The sequence below is a fragment of the Paracandidimonas soli genome (assembly GCF_004342005.1).
Classification (GTDB): Bacteria; Pseudomonadota; Gammaproteobacteria; order Burkholderiales; family Burkholderiaceae_B; genus Paracandidimonas; species Paracandidimonas soli.
In genome coordinates this window covers 44,423-65,097 of record NZ_SMBX01000012.1, presented here as the reverse complement: position 1 = coordinate 65,097, position 20,675 = coordinate 44,423, and the positions used below count along the sequence as shown (strand labels likewise).

Annotated in this window: 20 protein-coding genes; 8 read left to right on the top strand and 12 right to left on the bottom strand. The window is 62.9% G+C overall.

The annotated features are described in order from the left end of the window. Nucleotides 1-81: 81 nt before the first annotated feature. Nucleotides 82-390, bottom strand: coding sequence for a Bug family tripartite tricarboxylate transporter substrate binding protein (locus EV686_RS16985; RefSeq protein WP_165972666.1), 309 nt, complete (start codon nt 388-390; stop codon nt 82-84). Between the two features lie 57 nt (nt 391-447). Then, nucleotides 448-1,335: a YghX family hydrolase gene (yghX, locus tag EV686_RS16980; RefSeq protein ID WP_132478148.1), complete on the bottom strand. Its 888-nt coding sequence runs from the start codon at nt 1,333-1,335 to the stop codon at nt 448-450. A 173-nt stretch (nt 1,336-1,508) separates the two neighbouring features. Here yghX and EV686_RS16975 point away from each other — a divergent pair, with 173 nt between their 5' ends. Next, nucleotides 1,509-2,438, top strand: a complete 930-nt coding sequence (locus EV686_RS16975; RefSeq protein WP_132478147.1) for a 2-hydroxyacid dehydrogenase — start codon at nt 1,509-1,511, stop codon at nt 2,436-2,438. A 23-nt stretch (nt 2,439-2,461) separates the two neighbouring features. On the opposite strand, the gene EV686_RS16970 is transcribed toward EV686_RS16975, so the two are convergent. The 6 genes from EV686_RS16970 to EV686_RS16945 form a co-directional block, all read right to left on the bottom strand. Further along, nucleotides 2,462-3,976, bottom strand: a complete 1,515-nt coding sequence (locus EV686_RS16970; protein ID WP_243650936.1) for a phospholipase D family protein — start codon at nt 3,974-3,976, stop codon at nt 2,462-2,464. Between the two features lie 59 nt (nt 3,977-4,035). Beyond that, nucleotides 4,036-4,737 carry a GntR family transcriptional regulator gene (locus tag EV686_RS16965; protein WP_341539342.1) on the bottom strand — a complete coding sequence of 234 codons (702 nt, stop codon included), beginning with the start codon at nt 4,735-4,737 and terminating at the stop codon, nt 4,036-4,038. 9 nt (nt 4,738-4,746) lie between these two features. Then, nucleotides 4,747-5,565, bottom strand: coding sequence for an alpha/beta fold hydrolase (locus tag EV686_RS16960; protein WP_132478146.1), 819 nt, complete (start codon nt 5,563-5,565; stop codon nt 4,747-4,749). Then, the gene (locus EV686_RS16955) at nt 5,552-6,142 is read right to left on the bottom strand and encodes an amino acid synthesis family protein (RefSeq protein WP_132478145.1); all 591 of its coding nucleotides are present in this window, start codon (nt 6,140-6,142) and stop codon (nt 5,552-5,554) included. The genes EV686_RS16960 and EV686_RS16955 overlap by 14 nt, the downstream gene beginning before the upstream one ends. 76 nt (nt 6,143-6,218) lie before the next feature. Beyond that, nucleotides 6,219-7,241: a Bug family tripartite tricarboxylate transporter substrate binding protein gene (locus tag EV686_RS16950; RefSeq protein WP_165972664.1), complete on the bottom strand. Its 1,023-nt coding sequence runs from the start codon at nt 7,239-7,241 to the stop codon at nt 6,219-6,221. Nucleotides 7,242-7,377: 136 nt separating this feature from the next. Then, nucleotides 7,378-8,304 (bottom strand): LysR family transcriptional regulator, encoded by a 927-nt coding sequence (locus EV686_RS16945; RefSeq protein ID WP_132478143.1) that lies wholly within the window; start codon nt 8,302-8,304, stop codon nt 7,378-7,380. A gap of 177 nt (nt 8,305-8,481) precedes the next feature. On the opposite strand from EV686_RS16945, the gene EV686_RS16940 reads away from it, so the two are divergent. The 3 genes from EV686_RS16940 (at nt 8,482) to EV686_RS16930 (ending at nt 12,630) form a co-directional block, all read left to right on the top strand. Next, complete coding sequence (locus EV686_RS16940) at nt 8,482-9,921, top strand: MmgE/PrpD family protein (RefSeq protein ID WP_165972663.1); 1,440 nt, start codon at nt 8,482-8,484, stop codon at nt 9,919-9,921. Between the two features lie 76 nt (nt 9,922-9,997). Continuing rightward, nucleotides 9,998-11,521 (top strand): argininosuccinate lyase, encoded by a 1,524-nt coding sequence (argH, locus tag EV686_RS16935; protein ID WP_132478141.1) that lies wholly within the window; start codon nt 9,998-10,000, stop codon nt 11,519-11,521. Between the two features lie 74 nt (nt 11,522-11,595). Continuing rightward, nucleotides 11,596-12,630: a Bug family tripartite tricarboxylate transporter substrate binding protein gene (locus EV686_RS16930; protein ID WP_243650935.1), complete on the top strand. Its 1,035-nt coding sequence runs from the start codon at nt 11,596-11,598 to the stop codon at nt 12,628-12,630. 16 nt (nt 12,631-12,646) lie between these two features. On the opposite strand, the gene EV686_RS16925 is transcribed toward EV686_RS16930, so the two are convergent. Further along, nucleotides 12,647-13,543 (bottom strand): LysR family transcriptional regulator, encoded by an 897-nt coding sequence (locus EV686_RS16925; RefSeq protein ID WP_132478140.1) that lies wholly within the window; start codon nt 13,541-13,543, stop codon nt 12,647-12,649. 121 nt (nt 13,544-13,664) lie between these two features. Here EV686_RS16925 and EV686_RS16920 point away from each other — a divergent pair, with 121 nt between their 5' ends. Further along, complete coding sequence (locus EV686_RS16920) at nt 13,665-14,780, top strand: YeiH family protein (protein ID WP_132478139.1); 1,116 nt, start codon at nt 13,665-13,667, stop codon at nt 14,778-14,780. Between the two features lie 66 nt (nt 14,781-14,846). Here the strand turns inward: EV686_RS16920 and EV686_RS16915 are convergent, their stop codons facing one another. Further along, on the bottom strand, nt 14,847-15,149 hold the full coding sequence (locus EV686_RS16915) for an ArsR/SmtB family transcription factor (protein WP_132478138.1): 303 nt from the start codon (nt 15,147-15,149) through the stop codon (nt 14,847-14,849). Nucleotides 15,150-15,292: 143 nt separating this feature from the next. Here EV686_RS16915 and EV686_RS16910 point away from each other — a divergent pair, with 143 nt between their 5' ends. Continuing rightward, entirely contained in the window at nt 15,293-16,384 is a 1,092-nt protein-coding gene (locus tag EV686_RS16910; protein ID WP_132478137.1) for an NADH:flavin oxidoreductase/NADH oxidase, read from the top strand. A 62-nt stretch (nt 16,385-16,446) separates the two neighbouring features. On the opposite strand, the gene EV686_RS16905 is transcribed toward EV686_RS16910, so the two are convergent. Next, on the bottom strand, nt 16,447-17,661 hold the full coding sequence (locus tag EV686_RS16905) for a CaiB/BaiF CoA transferase family protein (protein WP_132478136.1): 1,215 nt from the start codon (nt 17,659-17,661) through the stop codon (nt 16,447-16,449). A 235-nt stretch (nt 17,662-17,896) separates the two neighbouring features. Here EV686_RS16905 and EV686_RS16900 point away from each other — a divergent pair, with 235 nt between their 5' ends. Both EV686_RS16900 and EV686_RS16895 read left to right on the top strand, forming a co-directional pair. Further along, nucleotides 17,897-18,919, top strand: a complete 1,023-nt coding sequence (locus tag EV686_RS16900; protein ID WP_165972662.1) for a Bug family tripartite tricarboxylate transporter substrate binding protein — start codon at nt 17,897-17,899, stop codon at nt 18,917-18,919. A gap of 34 nt (nt 18,920-18,953) precedes the next feature. After that, complete coding sequence (locus EV686_RS16895) at nt 18,954-19,730, top strand: enoyl-CoA hydratase/isomerase family protein (protein WP_132478134.1); 777 nt, start codon at nt 18,954-18,956, stop codon at nt 19,728-19,730. A gap of 27 nt (nt 19,731-19,757) precedes the next feature. Here the strand turns inward: EV686_RS16895 and gcvA are convergent, their stop codons facing one another. Beyond that, nucleotides 19,758-20,672 carry a transcriptional regulator GcvA gene (gene gcvA, locus EV686_RS16890; RefSeq protein ID WP_132478169.1) on the bottom strand — a complete coding sequence of 305 codons (915 nt, stop codon included), beginning with the start codon at nt 20,670-20,672 and terminating at the stop codon, nt 19,758-19,760. Nucleotides 20,673-20,675: the final 3 nt, after the last annotated feature.

The following is a 20,675-nucleotide window of genomic DNA, read 5'->3' as shown; positions in this document are numbered from 1 at the left end:
CCTCCGAACGTAATCCGCCGGACGGCGGCAGCAATGCCGGCCGGGGGAACGAATCCAGGACTCCCCCGGCACTGCAACGCGTCACTCGATCGAGATATTGCCTTCCTCGATCACCTGCTTCCACCGGGCGGCCGCCTTGTCCACGACGGTTTGCATGTCTTCAGGCGTGCTGCCGACCATATTCATGCCCAGCTTCGCATATTTTTCCTTGAACGCCGGCTCGTTCAGCGCCTCGGAAATGTCGGCCTGCAGCTTCTGGATCACGTCCTTGGGCGTTCCCTTGGGCACCGCGAGGCCAAACCACATGTCGGTGACAAGGTCCGGATAGCCTTCCTCCACTACCGTGGGGAGATCCGGATAAGGCACATGGACGAAGTCCGTTCCCGTCACGCGCTTGAACAGCTCCGTTTCTCAGGCCCTGCGGCCCGCATTACATCCCATCGACGTTCAAGCCAGATACCGCTCAAACCAAGCAATCGTCCGCTCCCAGGCGAGCTTGGCGGCCGCTTCGTCGTAGCGCGGCGTGGAGTCGTTGTGGAAACCGTGGTTGGTGCCCGGATAGATATGCGCCTCAAAGGTCTTGCCGGCGGCCTTGAGCGCCTCTTCGTAGGCCGGCCAGGTGGCATTGACGTTGGGGTCGGTCTCGGCGAAGTGCAGCAGCAGCGGCGCCTGGATACGCGGCACGTCCTCCGGCCTGGCCTGGCGGCCATAGAACGGCACGGCAGCCGCCAGCTCCGGGTAGGCGACGGCCGCCGCATTGGACACGCCGCCGCCATAGCAGAAGCCGGTGATGCCGATCTTGTCGGTAGTCAGGTCACTGTCGCGCAGGTACTCGATGGCTGCGAAGAAGTCATTCATGAGCTTCTCCGGATCGACCTGCTGCTGCAATTCCCGGCCACGGTCGTCGTTGCCGGGATAGCCGCCGACCGGACTCAGGCCGTCCGGCGCCAGCGCAATGAAGCCAGCCTTGGCCACACGCCTGGCCACGTCTTCGATATAGGGGTTCAGCCCTCGGTTTTCGTGCACGACGACGATGCCGGGCACCGGGCCCGACGCCTTGGCCGGGCGCACCAGATAGCCGCGCACCTCGCCATGACCATTCGGGGACGGATAGCTGATGTATTCGGGACGGATGTCGGGATCGGTGAATGCGATCTGCTGGGCCAGCGCGTAGTCCGGGCTCAGCGCAGCCAGCAGGCCGGTGGCGGTCAGCCCGCCCACGGCGAACTTCGCCGCGCGGTCGAGGAAGTCGCGGCGGCTGATACGACCGTGCACATAACCATCGTAGAGAGCCAGCAGTTCTGCGGGGAAATCCTTGGCGGTAAGGCGGTTCATGCGTTCCTCCTATCTCAGAGAGGCCTGCAGGGTCGCAGCCCCGACGCCAATCATTCTAATACAGGATGCCCGATCCATATGCGAAAACGCCATGCGGTACAGTGATGCCTTCGACGCTGCCGCGTATAGAGGCGCACCAATACACATCACACTGCAACATTATCGTTTCGCTTATGAAGATCACCTGCCATTTCCAGCCCGATTCCTCCGAAGTCGATCGGTGGATTCGACACTTCTCGCAATTACTGCCCGATGCGGAGGTCACGCGCTGGCAACCGGGCGACGCTCCCGCGGATTATGCGTTCATCTGGAATCCGAGCCGGCAATTCATCACAGAGCAGACGCGCCTGAAGGCGATGTTCAACGCCGGCGCGGGCGTGGATGCCTTCCTGAAACTGGGACTGCCGGTGTCCTGCCCCCTGATCCGCCTGGAAGATGCCGGCATGGGAGAGCAGATGTCCGATTACGTCGTGCAAGCGGCCCTGCATCATTTCCGCGGGTTCGATCGATTCCAGGAACAGCAACAGGCGGCGCTGTGGCGGCAGCGGGCGCCCAGCGACAAGGCCGATTTTCCGGTCGGCGTGCTGGGGTTTGGCGTGCTCGGGCAACGGGTCGCGCGGGATCTGAGCGCGCACGGATTTGCCGTCCATGCCTGGGCCCGCTCCGACCGCGATACGATCGACGGGATCCGGCTCTTCCACGGCGAACATGCGCTTGGCGAGTTCCTGGCCGCCACCCGGATCCTGGCATGTCTGCTGCCGCTGACTCCGGAAACGGAAAACATCCTGAACAGGGAAAACCTGGGCCGGCTGCGCCGAGGCGCCTATGTGATCAATGTGGCGCGCGGCGCCCATGTCGTGGACGATGATCTGATCGCCGCCATCGACGAAGGCCAGATCGCCGGCGCGACGCTGGACGTATTCCGTGAAGAGCCGCTGCCTCGGAGCCACCCATTCTGGCGTCACCCCCGCGTTCGCGTCACGCCGCATATTGCGGCGATATCGCTGTACAGCGACTCCGTACGCCAGGTGGTGGAAAAGATCCGGCGCATCGAGGCCGGGCTGCCCGTCACGGGCGTCGTGGACACGGGGCGCGGCTATTGAAGCCGACGCATCCGTCCTTCACCTTAAAGCAAGGACTCGATCGGCAATAGGGACAGGAACTGGACATAGAGCCGTTTCGGCAACGATACCGACGGCTCGGTCAGCAGTTTTTCCACCTCTCCGTCGGCATTCGTCTTGAGCCAGTACACCTCGTCGTTTTCATCCAGCCCGAGCTTGTAGGCATAGCCGGGAACATCGACATCGAATGCCTTGACAACAGACTGCGCCATATCCCGGCTTTCGATGACGAAGCCAAGCTCGGTATTCAGGCTGGCGGAGCGGGGGTCGAAATTGAACGAACCGACGAAGACCCGCTTTCCATCCACGGCAAAGGTCTTGGCATGCAGGCTGGAGCCCGAGCTGCCGAATGGGCCTGCCCTGCCCCTGATCTTTTCCTGATCGCTATGCCGCCGCATTTCGAACAGCTCGATGCCTTGCTTCAACAGAGGCACACGGTATTTCATATAGCCGGCATGGACCGCGACGACGTCTGTCGCTTCCATTGCGTTGGTCAACACCCGCAGCCTGACGCCCTGCTTCGCCAACGCGCCAAGCTCCGCCACGCCCTGGTCTGTCGGGACGAAATAAGGCGAAACCAGATCCACGGATTTTTCCGGCTTGTCCAGTACCTGTGTCAGCCGCTCTACAAGCAGCGTCCCCTGCGGGGCCTTGTCCAGCACTTTCGCAGGATCATCGCTGACCATGCGCACGCGTACCCACTGAAGCTGCTGCTTGCCCGCCAGCAGGTTTTCCAGGAAACCGGACTGGCGCACGGCCGTCATATAGGCATGCGCCTTCGGCAGTAGTTCGGTGCTTGCCTCTCCCATCAACAGCTCTCTTGCCTTGCGGTCATTGGGCATCGATACCAGCTTGTCCACGGGATAGGCGGATTCGCTGTTCCAGTAGCGGTCGAAGTCGCGCGACATGTCGTCGACGACGGCGCCCGCGACGAGCACGTCGAGATCGGCGAATTCCATGTCCTGGGTCGCGCCAAAGTACTCGTCGCCGATATTGCGTCCGCCGACGATCGTCACCTGACCGTCGACCGTGAAAGACTTGTTGTGCATGCGCCGGTTCACCCGATTGAAATCCGTCAGGAATCCAAGCGGCTTGAAGGTCCGGAACGGAAACGGGTTGAACAGCCTGACCTCGACGTTCGGCACGGCATTCAGCAGCGCCAGCTTGCCGTCCAGCCCGGAAATGCCATTGTCGTCCAGCAGCAGCCTGACGCGGACCTGGCGCTTTGCCGCTTCATGCAGCGCGTGCAGCAGCAGATTGCCGGTGATGTCGTCGCGCCAGATGTAGTACTGGATGTCCAGCGTGCGCTGCGCGGCCGCAATCAGCAGCATGCGCGTGGCAAACGCATCCAGCGGATTGAACAGCGGCGCTACACCCGACATCCCCGGATGCTCCCGTACCATGGGCGCAAGCCCGCGTCCCAGGCGGGTATCGCCGCTATCCTGCGACAGCAGGGCATGGGATGCGCTGCGTCCCTCCAGCGAAGGAAGGCTGCATGCGGACAATAGTCCCGCCAGCAAGATGATTACTCCATTTTTTCGCACAGCATCCCCTTGTCTGAAACCGGGCTGATGACGCGTCAATGTGTTTTCCTGGATGGGTCGCCTTGCGCCTCATCCGCCGGCAGCCGCGCGCTGGCGATTTCGGCCGCGCGCATGACATGCCGCCTCGAAGCCTGTTCGGCGGCATCCGGATCCCGTCTTTCCAGGGCAACCAGAATGTCCGCCATTTCCTGTTCCGCTTCCGCGGCCCGCCCCGGCGCACTGATGGTGAGTGCCCGCAAGCGATTGATCCTCGCATTGAGGGACCGGACGACATCCCAGGCGACCGTCATCCCGCTCGCCTTGAACAAGGTCTCGTAAAAGGCGGCTGTTCTCTGCCGGACCAGGTCGAAATCGCCTTTCGCGAATGCCTCTTGCGTTTGCTTGTTCAAGGCATGCAGCGTCTTCAGCTCGGCATCGCTGGCCATCACGGCACAGGTGCGCGCCGCATGTCCTTCGAGCAGGGCGCGCACCTGGTATATCTGCATGGCCTGATCCGCATCCACCGTGGCCACTACAGGGCCTTGCCCCTGCGTATCGACCAGGCCTTCCGCTTCCAGATGGCGCAGGACTTCGCGTACGATACTGCGGCTGACATCGAGCTGTTCACACAACTGCCTCTCCACCAGCCGCTCTCCAGGCAGGAAATGACCGCCCAGTATGGCGCCGCGCATGGTTTCCAGAGCCATCTCCCGCAACGTCTTGAGATTGCGCTGCACGCGCAACGGATTTTCCTGCAACTCCTTCTCCTAGAGGAATGTATTCAATAACGCATTGACCTCCTTCGCATGAGTCAATGGCATCATATGGCGCGCCGACGGCAAGATGACGCTGCGTCCGTCAGCCACGCATTCCGCCAGGGATCGAGACATTTCCGGCGAGGAATTGGCATCCCCCTCGCCTGTAGCGAACAGGGCCGGAACTGCTATCTGACCCAGCCGGCCGGAATGCAGGTCGTCGCCGCGAGCGAATACATCATAACTGATCGCATAGCCCTGCGAATCGACATTTTCCAGCAGGGCGCGGGTAAAAAGCGCCACATCCCGATAATCGTCAGGCACGGGATCCCCGAACCAGCGCGCCAGAGTCGGCTCCAGCAACATGCCGCTGCCCTCTGTCTTCAGTTGAACGGCGCGCCTGGCGACGGCGGCACGCTGTTCCGCACTGCGGCGATGCACGGCATTGAGTCCGACCATTTTTTTCACCCGCCCGGGATAAGCCAGGCCAAATTCCAGCGTGATCAGCGCCCCCATGGAATGCCCCACGAGTGCAACCTCGGTCTGCCCCAGTTCGTCCAGCAGCTCCCGCAACTGGACGGCGTAGTCGTGCAACGAGGCCCCGGCCGGCGGCATGGCGCTACCCCCATGTCCCAGGAAATCGTAGGTCAGTACGTCATGCCCTTCGGATACCAGGGCTTCCACTTGCGGCGCCCATATTTGCTGGCGCATGCCGACACCATGGATCAGGACCACGGCGCCGCTCCGGGATTCTCCATGCAGGGCATAGCATGTGCGGCCGTCACGGGTCCTGCGCAACGGCCACTCCCGTACCGCATCAAGCCACGTCATTGCCGCCGAGCTCCTTCAGGTCCTGATAGCGGTCCCCTATGCGATGGTGCGGACGCCCCCCGATGGAAGCCCCCAAGGCCACGACGATCTCATCCGGCGCGGGTGCGTCGTTGATGGAAAACTGCAATGTCAGATAGTGCGACCGCCGCCCCTCGTCGTCCTTGTCCATCATGGGAATGGAGATTGCGCAGTCGGGCCCGCCGCGCACATTCGTGAAGCTCAGGTAGCTTTTCGCATTCAGGGCCTTGCGGTAGTGATTGCCGAATCTCAATGTATGGATCAATGCCGATGCATGCTCCACTTCGCCTTCGGTTCCCACGACGGCGGCTTTGCCATAGGCTTCGATGTGCTCGGCGCCCTGCGCCAGATCGAGAACTCGCTCCGTCAGCACACGCCCAAGCTCCGGAGCCACCGCATGGATCGCTGGCTTGAGGTCCTCCACGAAGCCGCAGCCGGCCCACGGATTGCGCACGACCGCGGCAACGCCGATCAGGCGTAATGGCGTCGGCGCGATGCGTCCGCCTTCAATCAGGGTGTCTTCCACGTAACTTACGATCTTCCGTATTTGCGCTTTCATATTCGGTTCCAATCCTTCGTCTAGTCTATGCACGGTTTCCGATACCCCCGGCCACTCTCACGGCCGAGAGCTGCCTTCATTCCGCGCGCATGTTTGCCGTCTTGACCACCTCGCGGTAGATCTCCACCTGCTCTTCCATATATTTCCGCAGCTCCTGTCCCGAGGCGCCGGATACGCTGATGCCCTGGGCGGCGAGATCCGCCTTGATTTTTTCGCTGGCCAGCACTTCCTGCGCAACCGATTGAAGGTGCTCGACAACCGCGGCAGGCGTATCGCGCGGCACGAAAAGTCCAAACCAGACATTCAGGTCGAACCCTTCCAGCCCCGGCTCCTGGCCCAGCGCCGGCAGGCTGGGCGCCAGATCCGATTTCTCGGCGCTGGTCACGGCATAGGCCTGCACCCGGCCAGCCTGGATATGGGACTGGGCCGCGGCCAGGGTCGACACGCCCAGATCGACCTGATCCCCCATGATATCGACCAGTGCGGGAGAAGCTCCCCTGTACGGCACATGGGTCATCTGCGTCTTCGAACGGATCTGCAGCAGCTCTCCGGCCACATGCATCGGCGTGCCATTGCCTGCCGACGCATAGCTCAGCGCATCCTTGCGAGCCAGATCCAGCACCTCCGAGATCGTCCTGGCAGGCAGCCCCGGACGCCCCACCAGCACCATGGGCCCGGTGCCGACGAACGCCACGGGCACCAGGTCCTGCAAGCCGTCATAGGAAACCCCGCTGGGGTTGATCAGCTTGTTGATCAGGATTTCGGATCCGGATCCCAGCAGGACCGTATAGCCATCGGCCGTCGAGCGCACCGCCTTCTGGGTTCCCAGTACGCCGCCGACGCCCGAAACGTTCTCCACGATGACGCTCTGCCCCAGTTTTTCCGCCAGCGGGTTTGCCAGCACGCGTCCGATGATGTCGGAGCTGCCTCCGGGAGCGAACGGAACGATCAGCGTCACGGGCCGCTCCGGATAGCTCGCCTGCGCCGCCGCGGGAAGCATGAAGCTTCCGCCCAGCAAGATCGCCATACCGATGCCGCGCCCACGGCCCGACGCCTTACCGCACCAGGACCGCAAATGTTTTCCCAAGCCATTGAACATGATGTCTCCTTTCCTTGTCCGATCAAGATTCAGCATTTTGGAATTCCATATTATGGTATACCAAAAATACGAATATTCAAACAGGCAGGAAAAGGAAACCGGAATCGGCGCGGCGGGGGTTGCGATACCGCCCCGCCTACCTCCCGGAAGCCAGCAAACGGGACGCCTTGCTGGCGGAAGAGTTGAACTGAGCCTGCAGCCCCGCGGCAAGGCGCCGCGCCAGCCGGGAACGCGGGCGGTCCTTGGGAAAGATCAGGCACAAGCGCAGCTCGATATGCGGTTTGAAGGGCCGGAACTCGACATCGTCCAATGGATACTGGTGCACCGTCGCCAGGTCCACCAGGCCTATTCCTATGCCTTCGGCCACCATCAGGCAGGCCGTCTGCGAAGAATTGACCTCCACCGCTATGGCGGGCATCGACAATCCGTGCGCGCCATAGGTCTCCTTGATCGCCTTCCCTATCCGGGTCGTCGGCCCTGTGGCGACGACCGTATGCCCCGCCAGATCCTGCGGACCGAACTCCTTCCGCCTGGCAAGCGGCGATTTGCCGGAAACCGCGCACACGACTCTCGACCTTGCCACTTCCTCGACGACGACGCTCGGATCCATGACCGGCGCATATACCAGTCCGATATCGACTTCCCGGCGGGCCACCCGCTCTTCGATGGCCGTGGCCGTCGGCAGCGAATGTATCGTCACCTGCACCCCGGAATCCGGCTGATGCAGGCTGGCGACCACCTTGGGCAGATAGACGTTGACGAACGTCGGGGACGCCGCGATGACCAGGCGCCCCGCCCTCCCTCCGCGGATGTCGTCCACGGACCGGTTCAGCGTGTCGATGCGGCCGAAGATTTCCTGCACATCGGGAAACAGATCGCAGGCCTCCGGCGTAGGCTGCAACCGTCCTCCGATACGCTCGAAGAGCTTGAATTTCAGCTGCTGCTCGGCATGGCGCAGCACATTGCTGATCGCGGGCTGGGTGACATTGAGCAAATGGGCGGCTCCGGTCACCGATCCGGCCTGCATGACCGCATGGAAAACCTCCAGGTGACGCAGATTCATAAGTCTCTCCGGACGCCATAAGCATCATTAAAAATGATAATGTAGCAAAGAATATTCATTGGATAGAAATACAAAAAAGATCCAAGATTCACTCCATGCAGTCGGCTGTCGGGAAGCGTTCCGATGCTCCCCCGGCGGAAACGGGACATTCCCCGCATCGGCAAATGGAGGCTTCGCGTGCTGGACAGCTCAACACAACATGACCACAGGCCTGAGGGCCGGGAACAGCACCGGGAGACCGGCCCGGGCGATGCGGACATCCCGACGGCAAACGCCGGCTGCGGCCTGACCGTCGAGCTGGCCGGGCGGGCGCTGGAAGTCCGGCATGACGGGCTGCCATCCGATGCGCGCAGGCTTGCCCTGGACTGCCTGACGGACTGGCTGGGCTGCGCCATCGCGGGAACGCGGGAGCCCGCCAGCAGGATCGTCACTGACTGCATGCTGGACGAAGGCGGCGCTCCCCAGGCGAGCCTGGTCGGCCAGGGCATCAAGGCCAGCATGCCGCAAGCGGCATTGGTCAACGGCACGGCTTCCCACGTGCTCGACTACGACGACGTGAATCTTGCCCTGCCGGGGCATGCGAGCGTTGCCATCGTTCCCGGCCTGCTGGCGCTGGCCGAGCACCGCGAAGCGCCCATCTCCGACTTCATCGCCGCCTTTGTCGCCGGTTATGAAACCGCGTGCAGGATCGGCAAGCTGGTCTCGCCCGCACACTACGCCAGCGGCTTTCATGCCACGGCCACCATTGGCAGCCTGGGCTCCGCCATGGCATGCGCGCATCTGCTGTCGCTGCCTCTGGAGCAAAGCTGTTTCGCGCTCGGCCTGGCCGCCACGCAAGCCGCGGGCCTGAAAGCCATGTTCGGCAGCATGGCCAAGCCGCTGCATGCGGGGATGGCGGCGCAAGCCGGACTGCGCTCCGCCCTGCTCGCGCAAAAAGGCTTTGTCAGCCGCGGCGACGCGCTGGAATGCTTCCAGGGATTCGCCCGCGCCCATGGCGACGACTTCCACCCGGACCGGGCATTGGCGGAGCCCGACGGCGGCTATTACATCCTGGGCAACCTGTTCAAGTTCCATGCCTCGTGTTTCAGCACGCACTCGGCGATCGAGGCCATGACGCGATTGCGCCGCGAGCACAGGCTCACGCCGGGGTCGATCTCCGGGATCCGCATTCTGGCAGGCGCCGAATGCACCATCTGCAATATCCAGTCCCCCTCCACGCCGCTGGAAACCAAGTTCAGCCTGAAAACCGCCGCCGCGCTGGCATTGCTCGGCAGGGACACGAGCCGGCTGGAGACCTGGGACGAAGCGGCAAAGGAGGATGTGCAGGCCATCGCCCGGAATATCCGGGTCGAGCTGCAGCCCGGTATGGGACTGAGCAAATCGACCGTATTCGTAGCCGCCGCGGACAGACGCTCCCTTGAGCAGACCATCGACTGCAATGTTCCGGCCGGGGACAAGGCCGCCCAATCCCGGCGAGTGGCCGACAAGTTCTCGGCGATCGCCGCGCCGGTGATCGGCGCGCGGCAGTGCGGCGACATACTGCGCCGCATTGCCTCGAATACCCATGACTGGACGCTGCCGGATCTCATGCGGCACTGCGGTCCGGCCCGGCGATGAAAAACATCCGGCGTCCGATCGATTTCACGACACCACAACCATTTCGCACATCACCACACAAGGAGGGTCATAGGAAATGAGCAAAGGCAGCATCTATGGGAAAGTCGCAAAAGGGGAACCCTATCGCAAGGCAGGCGCGCGCCTGACGGAAGACGCGGAAGAGGTCCAGTACCGCACCAAGCTCGGCGACCCCGTCCAGCAAATGCGCGAGTTCAAGATCTATCACCAGTTCGACAAAGCTCACCTGGTCATGCTGACCGAGCAAGGCTTCCTGAAGCGCGAAGACGCCAGGAAAATGCTCAAGGCGCTGAGAGAAATGGAACAGCAAGGCGTCGAGACGGTGCGCGCGCAGACGGAAGCGGGCGAGCATTCGGGAGAGGCGTGGCTGATCACCGAGCTTGGCGAAGACATCGGCGGACGGATCCACGCGGGCCGCAGCTCGGGCGACTTCATGGCTGTCACCAGTCGCATTTTCATCCGGGAATTCATTCTCAAGCTGATGGCGGCATCCATCGCGCTGAGAAAGCGCCTGCTTGCCATGGCGGGCGAGCACATCGACACCGTGATGCCCGCATCCACCTGGTCCCAGCATGCGCAGCCGACCTCTTTCGCCCATTACGTCATGTCCTGGGAGCTGTCGCTGGAAAATGATTTCTCCAGACTGAAGCAACTGTACGAACGCGTCAACATGAGCCCCGCCGGGGCGGCCATCATGACCGGTTCGCGCTATCCCATCAAGCGGGAAAGGACGGCGGAACTGCTTGGCTTCGACGGCGTCATCTCCAATACGCGATATGCCGTGCTCGGCTTCGACGGCTGGCTGGGCGTGCCCGCCGAAGCCTATACCGTGCCCGCGCTGCTGATGATGAACGTATCCGGCATCGCGTCGGAACTGTATCTCTGGTCGACCACCGAGTTTTCCTATGTGGAGCTGGCGGACAGGTATTGCGGCACCAGCAGCATCATGCCCCAGAAGAAAAACCCCTATACCCTGATGTGGATCCGGGGAGCCGCCGCGCGCACCTATGGCCATCTGGCGTCGTACCTGTATGAAATGCACGACGTCTGCATGGGATACACCCGCCAGCTGGCCCCCACGCTGGACGATGTGCTGGAAGCCACCGAGATCATGACGGGCGTGCTGGACACTCTGACGATCAAGAAGGACCGCATGCTGGAAAATGCGACGAACCTGAACTGGATCTGCGCAACCGACATCGCCGATATCATCGTGATGGAAAAAGGCCTGCCTTTCAGGACGGCGCATCAGATCGTGGCGATCCTCGTCAGGATCGGCATCAGCCGGGGGCTCACCCAGACCGGCGTCACCAGCGCTCTGGTGGATGAAGCCGCGGTCGAATACATGGGGCAGCCGCTGGGCCTGGGCGACGAACTCATCCGCAAGGCCCTGAACCCGTCGGAATGCATCAAGGCCCGCACGCTCACCGGAGGCCCCGCGCCCGAGCGCGTGGAAGACGATATCGCCAGGGCCAAGGCCCGCTGCACGGACGACGAGGCCAGCCTTGACGCCATGGGCAAGCGGCTTTCCCATGCGGCAGACAGCCTGGAGGAAGCCATCGACAACATTCTGACCGCATAGCAAATCCCAGGCATCAGGCGGGACGCGTCCGCGTCCCGCCTACTGTATTCCCAGACACCTAGAAAGGAACCAAAATGAAAACAGCAAGGATGGAGACAATCGACACGACAGCCGGATTGCTGCCTGCAGCATCCGGGCAAGGCAAACGATCGAAGCTTTCCGTTTTAGGCCAGGCCGCGCTGGCGGCGCTGCTGGCCATCGGCGCAAGCCAGCCCGCCTTCGCGCAGCGGGTCGTCAAGATGGTGGTGCCCTACGGCCCCGGATCGACGCTGGACATCGTGGCGCGCAGCTTCAACGCCGAGCTGGGCGAAGCGATGAACGCCACCGTCATCGTGGAAAACAGGGCCGGCGCCGGCGGCACCCTGGGTACCGCCATGGTGGCAAAGGCAACGGACAACAATACGCTGCTATTGACCGCGGCCACTTTCAACATCGCCAGCCATCTGTACAAGAACACCGGCTACGATCCCGTCAAGGATTTCACCGGAATCTCCTACATCGGCAATTCCGGCTTCGTCCTCGCCATTCCCGGCAATCTGGGCGTGAACACGCTGCAGGACTACATCCGCCTGCTGAAAAGCAAGCCCGGCGAGCTCAACTACTCGTCCGCGGGCAGCGGCGGCGCGACGCATCTGGCGATGGCCTCCCTGCTGTCGAAAGTCGGCGCAACAATGCAGCACATACCAATGAAAGCCACGGGAGAAGCCATCAACGAAGTGCTGGCCGGCCGTGTTCAGGGAACCATGTCGGCCACGGTCGCCCTGACAGGGATGGTCAACGAACCCCGCATCAAGCTGCTGGCCTACACAGGAGCGAAGCGCTCGTCCATGCTGCCGGACCTGCCCACCGTCGCCGAGGCCGGCCTGCCCGGATTTGCATACGACACATGGTATGCGCTGCTCGCCCCCGCCTCCATGCCCAAGGCGGAAGTGGAGAAAGTCCATGCGGCCATGGAAAAGGTACTGGCGAACCCGAAAGTCCAGGAACGGTTGAAAAACCAGGGAATGGAACTCGGCACGATGTCGATCGACGAGCTCGGCGCCATGCTGAAAGCCGACTACGATGTCGCCGGCAAACTGGTCGAGGCATCGGGGGCCAAAGTCGAGTGACCGGCCTGCGTCCGCCTCACCCGGCCGGCGCCTGCTCCGCGCAAGACAGGAATTCGCGCATCCGGTCTGACTCGATCTTGGACCGGTGGCGGATTACATAGAACCGGCGGCTGAGGCTGGGCAGCGTCGTGGGAAGCACCACCAGTTTTCCCAGCCTGAGCATGTCCTGCACTGCGTGCAGCGACAGACAGGTCAGGCCCAGGCCGCAGGCCGCCGCCTGCTTGATCGCCTCGGTGCTGCCCAGTTGCAGGACGCTTTCAAAGTGATCCAGGTACGGCAACAGCTCATGCTCGGCCGCAGTACGCGTGCCCGATCCCGCCTCGCGCAGCAGCCAGGTCGCGCCGCGCAGCGCACGTACATTGCACGGCTTGCCCGAAAGCGCCAGCGGATGACTAGGTGAGCAAACGATCCCCAGGGCATCGTCCATCCAGGGCTCGACCCGCAGGTCCGGCACATTGCAGGGGCCTTCCACCAGCCCCATGTCGACCTCGAAGCGCGCGACCGCCTCGGCGATTTCCTGGGTGTTGCCGATACGGACGTCCACCCCCGTATTCGGCCGCTTCTGTATATAGCGGGCCACCAGTCCGGGAACCAGGTAATTGCCGATGGTCGTACTTGCCCCGAGCCTGATGCAAGCAGGCCCCGAGCCATCCCCAAGGCCGAACTGCCGTTCGATTTCACGCGCGGCATCCAGCGTCATGCGCGCCTGCGGCAACAAGGCCCGGCCGCTTTCATTCAGAACCAGACGCCGGCCGACGCGATCGAACAGCGCCACATCCAGCAGATGCTCCAGCTCTTTCAAGGCGCCGCTGGTCGCCGACTGCGACAGGGCGATCTGCCTGCCGGCGGACAATGTGCTGCCACATTCGGCCACGGCGACGAAAATTTCCAGCTGCCGCAAGGTAAGGTGCATGCCGGTCCCCACTAGCTAATAACCTGAAATACCGATTTATTATATCCATATAACCTGTTTTACTAATAATCGATTATGGCGCAAAGTGCCGGCTCGGGAACAACCTTCATCCATCCGGCCAATGTCCACCTCACTATCGCAAACCGGCGCCCCCGCCAGCCACGGCAAAAACAACAAACAAGGCGCGGCCACCCACGCAAGGCAATGGCGCCTGGTCCCCGGCCTGCTGCTGGCCGGCGCTTTCGCGCTCGTCTCCATGTTGCTCAGCCGCTTTCCCTGGTTTCAGTCGCACGGCTTGAGCACGCTGACGGTCGCCATCGTGCTGGGCATGCTGCTGGGCAATACGCTCTATCCCCGTTTCGCCGCGCCGACATTGCCGGGCGTCGCCTTTTCGAAGCAGCGGCTGCTGCGCCTGGGCATCGTGCTGTTCGGCCTGCGCCTGACGTTCCAGGACGTCGCGGGCGTGGGCCTGGCGGGCGTGGCGATCGATGCCGTCATGCTGTGCAGCACCTTTCTGCTGGCCTGCCTGGCCGGCCGGAAACTGTTCGGCCTGGATCGTGCAACGACCATGCTGATCGGCGCGGGGGGCTCCATCTGCGGCGCCGCCGCCGTCATGGCCGCCGAACCTGTCGTCAAGGCGAAGCCGGAGCAGGTCGCCGTCTCCGTCGCCACCGTCGTCGTTTTCGGCACGCTGGCCATGTTCCTGTATCCGCTGCTGTATCAGTGGAACCTGCAGCATGGCTGGATCCAGCTGTCTCCCGACGCCTATGGCGTCTATGTCGGATCGACCGTGCACGAAGTGGCGCAGGTCGTCGTGGCAGGCGGCGCCGTCAGTCCGGAAGCCGCCAATACCGCCGTCATCGCCAAGATGGTGCGCGTGATGATGCTGGCCCCGTTCCTGCTGGCTTTGTCGTATGTGCTGATGCGCGGCGCGAGGGCATCCGGTTCCGGCGCCCGCGGCGGCATGGTGATTCCCTGGTTCGCCGTCTGGTTCCTGGTCGTGGTGGGCATCAACTCCACCGGCATCGTGCCAGCCGCCGCCACCGGATTGCTGCTGGTACTGGATGAACTGCTGCTGGCCATGGCCATGTTCGCGCTTGGCCTGACCACGCACATGTCCGCCATACGCCAGGCCGGACTGAAGCCGCTGGCGCTGGCCTCGCTGCTGGCGGTCTGGCTGCTCGCGGGCGGATTGCTCGTCAACCTGGGCGTGGCCTGGCTGGCCGGAAGCGCCTGAACGCCATGAGCGGCGCATCCTGGCGCCGCGCTCGGCAAGCATATAAAAAGAAAGAATCGCGGCGGCTCAGCCCGAGGCTTCGAGTATCGAGGCCAGCAGGCCCGGCCAGCGCGCATCGAGATCGGCGCGGCGCAGCGTATTGATATGCGTCGTGCCGGCATGCCGCGTATGCACCAGTCCGGCCTCGCGCAGCACCCGGAAATGATGCGACATGCTGGACTTGGGGCGACCGCCGTCCAGCTCGCTGCAGGATGCCTCTTCCACGCTTGCCAGCGTGCGCACGATATCCAGGCGCACGGGATCGCTGAGCGCATGGAACAGGCGCTCCAGGGTCAGGTCTTCCGCCGCTGGGTGTTTGAATGGACGCATAAGCGAATCATACCGGCAAATTTCCTTTTTGTTTATATATTCGAATATAATCGAACTATAGTATCAAAGAGAATGCCGAAGCCGGCCGCAAGGCAAGCGGGATCTTCGGTGTCCGCCGCCAGACTATCCAAGGAGTTTCATCCATGCCGTCCCTGTTTCAGCCATATGCATTGAAAGACGTTGCGCTGCGCAACCGTATCGTGGTTCCTCCCATGTGCCAGTACCAGGCCACTGACGGTCTCGTCAACGATTGGCATAGCGTGCATTACGCAAGCCTGGCGCGCGGCGGCGCGAGCCTGGTGATCGTGGAAGCCACCGCCGTCTCTCCCGAAGGCCGGATCACGCCCGCCTGCCTGGGGCTCTGGAACGACGCGCAGGCCGAAGCGCTCGCCCCCATCGCCCGATCCATCGAAGCCGCCGGCGCAGTGCCGGGCATACAGATCGCGCATGCCGGCCGCAAGGCCAGCGCAAACGTCCCCTGGGAAGGTGACGACCACATCCCGGCAGATGATCCACGCGCCTGGGAAACCATCGCCCCGTCAGCCGTCGCCTTCGGCGGCGGCCTGAACCGCGTCCCCCGCGAAATGACGATCGACGATATCGCCAGGGTCAAGACCGATTTCGCCGCCGCGGCGCGGCGCGCCCGCGACGCCGGATTCCGCTGGCTGGAACTGCACTTCGCGCACGGCTACCTGGGGCAAAGCTTCTTCTCGACGCACTCCAACCAGAGGACCGACGACTACGGCGGCAGCTTCGAAAACCGCACGCGCTTCCTGCGCGAAACCCTGGCTGCGGTGCGCGAAGTCTGGCCCGAGAACCTGCCGCTGACAGTGCGTTTCGGCGTGCTGGAATATGACGGGCGCGACGAAGAAACGCTGGCGGAATCCATCGAGCTGGCGCGCCGGTTCAAGCGAGGCGGACTGGACCTCATGAGCGTCAGCGTCGGCTTTTCCACGCCCCAGGCGAACGTGCCATGGACGGAAGCCGGGTTCCTCGGCCCCATCTCGCAGCGCGTCGGCCGCGAAGCCGGGCTTCCGGTCTCCGTCGCATGGAACATGGGCCGGCCGGAAGTCGCAAGCAAGATCATCGAAAATGCACAGGCCGACCTGGTGCAGATCGGCAAGGGGCACCTGGCGGATCCCCACTGGACCTATGCCGCCGCACGCGCGCTGGAAGAGCCCGACGCCTCGCAGTGGCTGCCACCCTCCTACGCGTATTGGCTGCGCAGGTATTGACGGCGGGATGATATGGCGCGCCTCATCGGCGGCAAGCGCGGGCTTGCCGCCGCCCCGAAGTCCTAGATGACTTGCTCGTCTTTCAGGCGCTGTATCTCCTCTTCTGAAATCCCCAGCCATCCGGAGAGTACTGTTTCGTTATGCTCCCCCAGCAATGGCGGAGCGCTCCATCCCGATGCAATGTCGAAACCCGAGAACTTGGTGGCCGGCCCCACCTGGGGCAGGTCTCCATAGACAGGATGCCGCACCGAGCAAAGCATGTTGCGATGCCTGACCTGCCGGTGATTGAAAACCTGCTCCATGTTGTTCACAGGCGCGCAAGGCACTTTGGCCGCATTCAGCCTGGCATTCAGTTCGCCGGTCGTGTGCTTCCTGACCTCCGGATCGAGTATGGCGTACAAGGCATCCCGGTTCTCGACGCGGCCCGCCAGGTCCTTGAACCTGTCGTCCTGCAGCAGGTCCTCCCGGTCCAGCACCTTGACGAATTCTTCCCAGAGATTCTGGTAACCCGCCCCGATGACGGTCCATCCGTCGGCGGTCTCGAAGGCCTTGTAGGGCGCCTGCTGGGAATGCTCGGACCCCCATTTGCCGGGGTTGCTCCCGGTAATCAGGTATTCGATCGCGGCATTCGTCAGGAAGGCGACTTCGCCTTCCAGCAGGCTGGTCTCCACCTTCTGGCCTTTGCCTGTCACGCCGCGCTGCAGCAGCGCGGCCAGCACGCCGGCGTAACAGTTCATTCCGGAAATGATGTCGAATGCCGATGTCCCCAGCTTGATCGGCTTGCCGTCGCGCTCCCCCGTGATGCTCATGTAGCCGCCCAGCGCCTGGATCGTCAGGTCGAACGCTCCCTCCTTCATGTCGGGGCCATCCGCCCCCAGCCCGGAAATGGAAGCGAAGATCAGCTTCGGATTGGCCGCGCTCAGCGCTTCGTACCCCAGGCCAAGGCGTCCCATGACATCGGGCCGGAAATTCTCCAGGACGACGTCCGCTTCGCAACAGAGCTTGAAAGCCAGCTCCCTGCCCTTTTCCGCCTTCAGGTCCAAGGTCAATGAGCGTTTGTTGCGGTTCGTCGCAAGAAACGTCAGGCCGATCTCATGATGAAACGGCGGCCCCTGCCTGCGCAGAGGATCGCCCGAGCCCGGCATTTCGACCTTGACGACTTCGGCCCCCAGGTCCGCCAGCAGCATCGCGCAATACGGACCCGAAAATACGCGGGTAAAGTCGACCACCTTGATGCCTGCCAGCGGCTTGGCCGCGGTTTCATTCTTTGTATTCATATACTCCTGCCCTGCCATACTGTTGAGTCATTATCCATACCGAATCCGATTATCAGTATTTGGCCGGTGGGGAACAAGCGACGATAAATCATGCAGTGATGAGTTTTAGGACGCCCAGCCTGCCGGCTGCGACTTCATACGCTTTACTCATGACCTGACGACGAATCATCGCTTGAGGCGGGCTGGGGGCTGCCGCAAAATGCACTTGCGGTATAACAACAGGGGACATAAGCATATGAAACGCAATATTCAGCAACCGACGGCGTTCCGCAGGAACTTCATGCGCCGCGCGGCATTCTCGGGAATCATGCTCGCGGCCATGGCCTCGAGCGCTCCGGCCAGCCTGGCCGCGGACGACTTTCCCAAGGCGCCCGTCAAAGTGATCGTGACCTACCCGCCCGGCGGCGGCACCGATGTGCTGGCCCGCATCATCGGACCGGCTCTGGCAAAGAACCTGGGCCAGCCCGTCGTCATCGAAAATCGCGGCGGCGCGGGCGGCAGCATCGGCTCCTCGGCAGCGGCGCGCTCCCCGAAGGACGGCTACACCATGCTGTTCATGAGCCTGATCCCGCACACGGCCGTCCAGGGCCTGTACGCATCGCTCAACTACGATCCCATCAGCGATTTCTCCGGGGTCAGCCGAGCGGTGACGCTGCCCTACGTCATCGTCGCAAATTCCAGCCTGCCGGTGAACAACCTGAACGAACTCATCGAGATGGCCAAGTCCAAGCCCGGCTCCCTGCGCTTCGAGTCGGCGGGCATCGGCAGTTCGACCCACCTGATCGGCGAGTTGTTCAAGAACACATTCAAGGTCGATATCACCCACGTACCCTACAAGGGCGGCGGTCCCGGCCTGGTTGCGCTGCTGGGCGGAGAAGAAGTCCAGGTCGCGTTCGAGAACCTGGCCGCCATGCTTCCGCATATCCAGTCCGGCAAGCTCAAGGCCCTGGCAGTCACGAGCAAGACGCGCTCGCCGCAGCTTCCCGACGTGCCGACCGTGGCCGAACTGGGAACCGAGGACTTCGTCGTGACGGGCGACTTCGGCTATCTGGTGCCGGCGGGCACGCCCAAGGAAGTCATCGCCAAGCTGAACAGCGCACTGGTGAAGACCATGGCGGATCCGGAAATCATCGCGCAGATCCGTCAGTCCGGCGCCGAGGCCCAGTCTTCCACGCCGGAAGAACTGGATCGGGACCTGCGCAACGAGTCCAGCAAGTGGCTCGAGGTGATCAAGGGAACCGGCATCAAGGCCAATTGAGGCCCCCGCATCTCAAGCGTTTCAGGAAAACCACATGACATCACTTTTGCTTGAACAAAAGCAAAGCGCCATCGTCCTGACCCTGAACCGGCCGGATGCATTGAACGCCCTGTCGCGCGAGCTTGCCGAAACCATGAGCGAAACCATTCGCTCACTGGCAAGCCGCGCCGACGTGCGCTCGATCATCATCACCGGCCAGGGCAAGGCTTTTTGCGCGGGCATCGATCTCAAAGAGCGCCGTCAGCTGCCGCCCGAAGGGAAATGGGAGCAGAGCCGGGCGCTATGGCGTCTTTGCGAGACCATCATTGCGTCGCCCAAGGCTGTGATCGCCGCCATCAACGGCTGGACGCTGGGCGGAGGATTCGAACTGGCGCTTGCCTGCGACCTGCGCTACGCGGCCGAAGGCGCGCAGTTCGGCTGGCCGGAGATGACATTGGGCGCCTACCCCGGCGGCGGCGCGGCCATCATGCTCCCGCGCCTGATCGGCTCCGCCCGGGCGAAGGAACTGTTCTTCACCGCCAGGAACCGGATCGGCTGCGACAAGGCGCTGGCCTACGGCCTGCTGCAGGACGCCGTCCCCCAGGATGAGCTGATGGCCGTCGCGCTGCAATGCGCCCACGACATAGAAAGCACCAGCCCGCTGGGACTGGCCGCCGTCAAGGAGTCCGTGAATCGGGGCGCCGACCTGCCCTGGGATGAAGCCGTCGCCCTGGACCAGGCATTGCGCCGCCCGCTGGAAGGCACCAGCGACTACGAAGAAGGCATCCGCGCCCACTTCGAAAAACGCAGGCCGATCTGGACCGGCAAATAGAGAGCACGGGAATTACCGCCCGCCGGGCTACGCGGCGGAACCTTTGGTTCCGTCCTCTTGCGCCTGCTTGAGTATCCATTCCCGGAACTTGCCGACCTTGGCATCGTTGCTTTTGTGTTCCGGGTAGACCAGATGGTAGATGTCGCTGCCTTCGAAGCCATCGTCGAACAGCATGACCAGGCGGCCCGACTTTACCTCGTCCTCGACGAACATGCGGGGCAGCAGGCCGACGCCCAGTCCGGCCACGGCAGCCTGCGTGATGAGATAGAAATGCTCGAAGCGCGCGCCGGCCCAGGCATTGACATTGCCCGCGCCATGCGCATCGAACCATTCCTGCCACCGGTTGGGCCTGCGGGCATGCTGCAGCAAGGCGGCCTTGGCCAGGTCTCCGGGAGCCTTTACCGTCCCGATGGACTGAAGGTATGCGGGAGAGCACACCGGCACCAGTTCGCGCCCGACCAGCGGATGCGCCACCACGTTCGGCCAGTCGTTGTTCCCCCAGTGAATGGCCACATCCAGCTTCTCCGACTCCAGGTCGAAAGGCTTGCTGCGCGTGACTATATTCAGGAGTATGTCGGGATGCTTGCTGTAGAAGGAATGCAGGCGCGGAATCAGCCACTTGACGCCGAACACGGACGGTGTGGCGATATGCAGAATACCGCCCTGCTCCTGGTAGGACATCAGTCTCAGCGTCGCTTCCTGCAAGGAGTGCAGCACACGCCGCACTTCTTCCGCATAGGCCCGGCCCGCCTCCGTGACAGCCAGCCTTTGGTTGACGCGCTGGAACAGCTCGACGCCCAGGTAGTCTTCCATCAGCCGTATCTGGCGGCTGACCGCGCTTTGCGTCAGGTTGAGCTCTACTGCGGCTTTGGTGAAGCTCATGTGGCGTTCAGCCGCTTCGAATGTGCGCAAAGCCGAGAGGGAAGGAAGGTGCCAATGCATGCG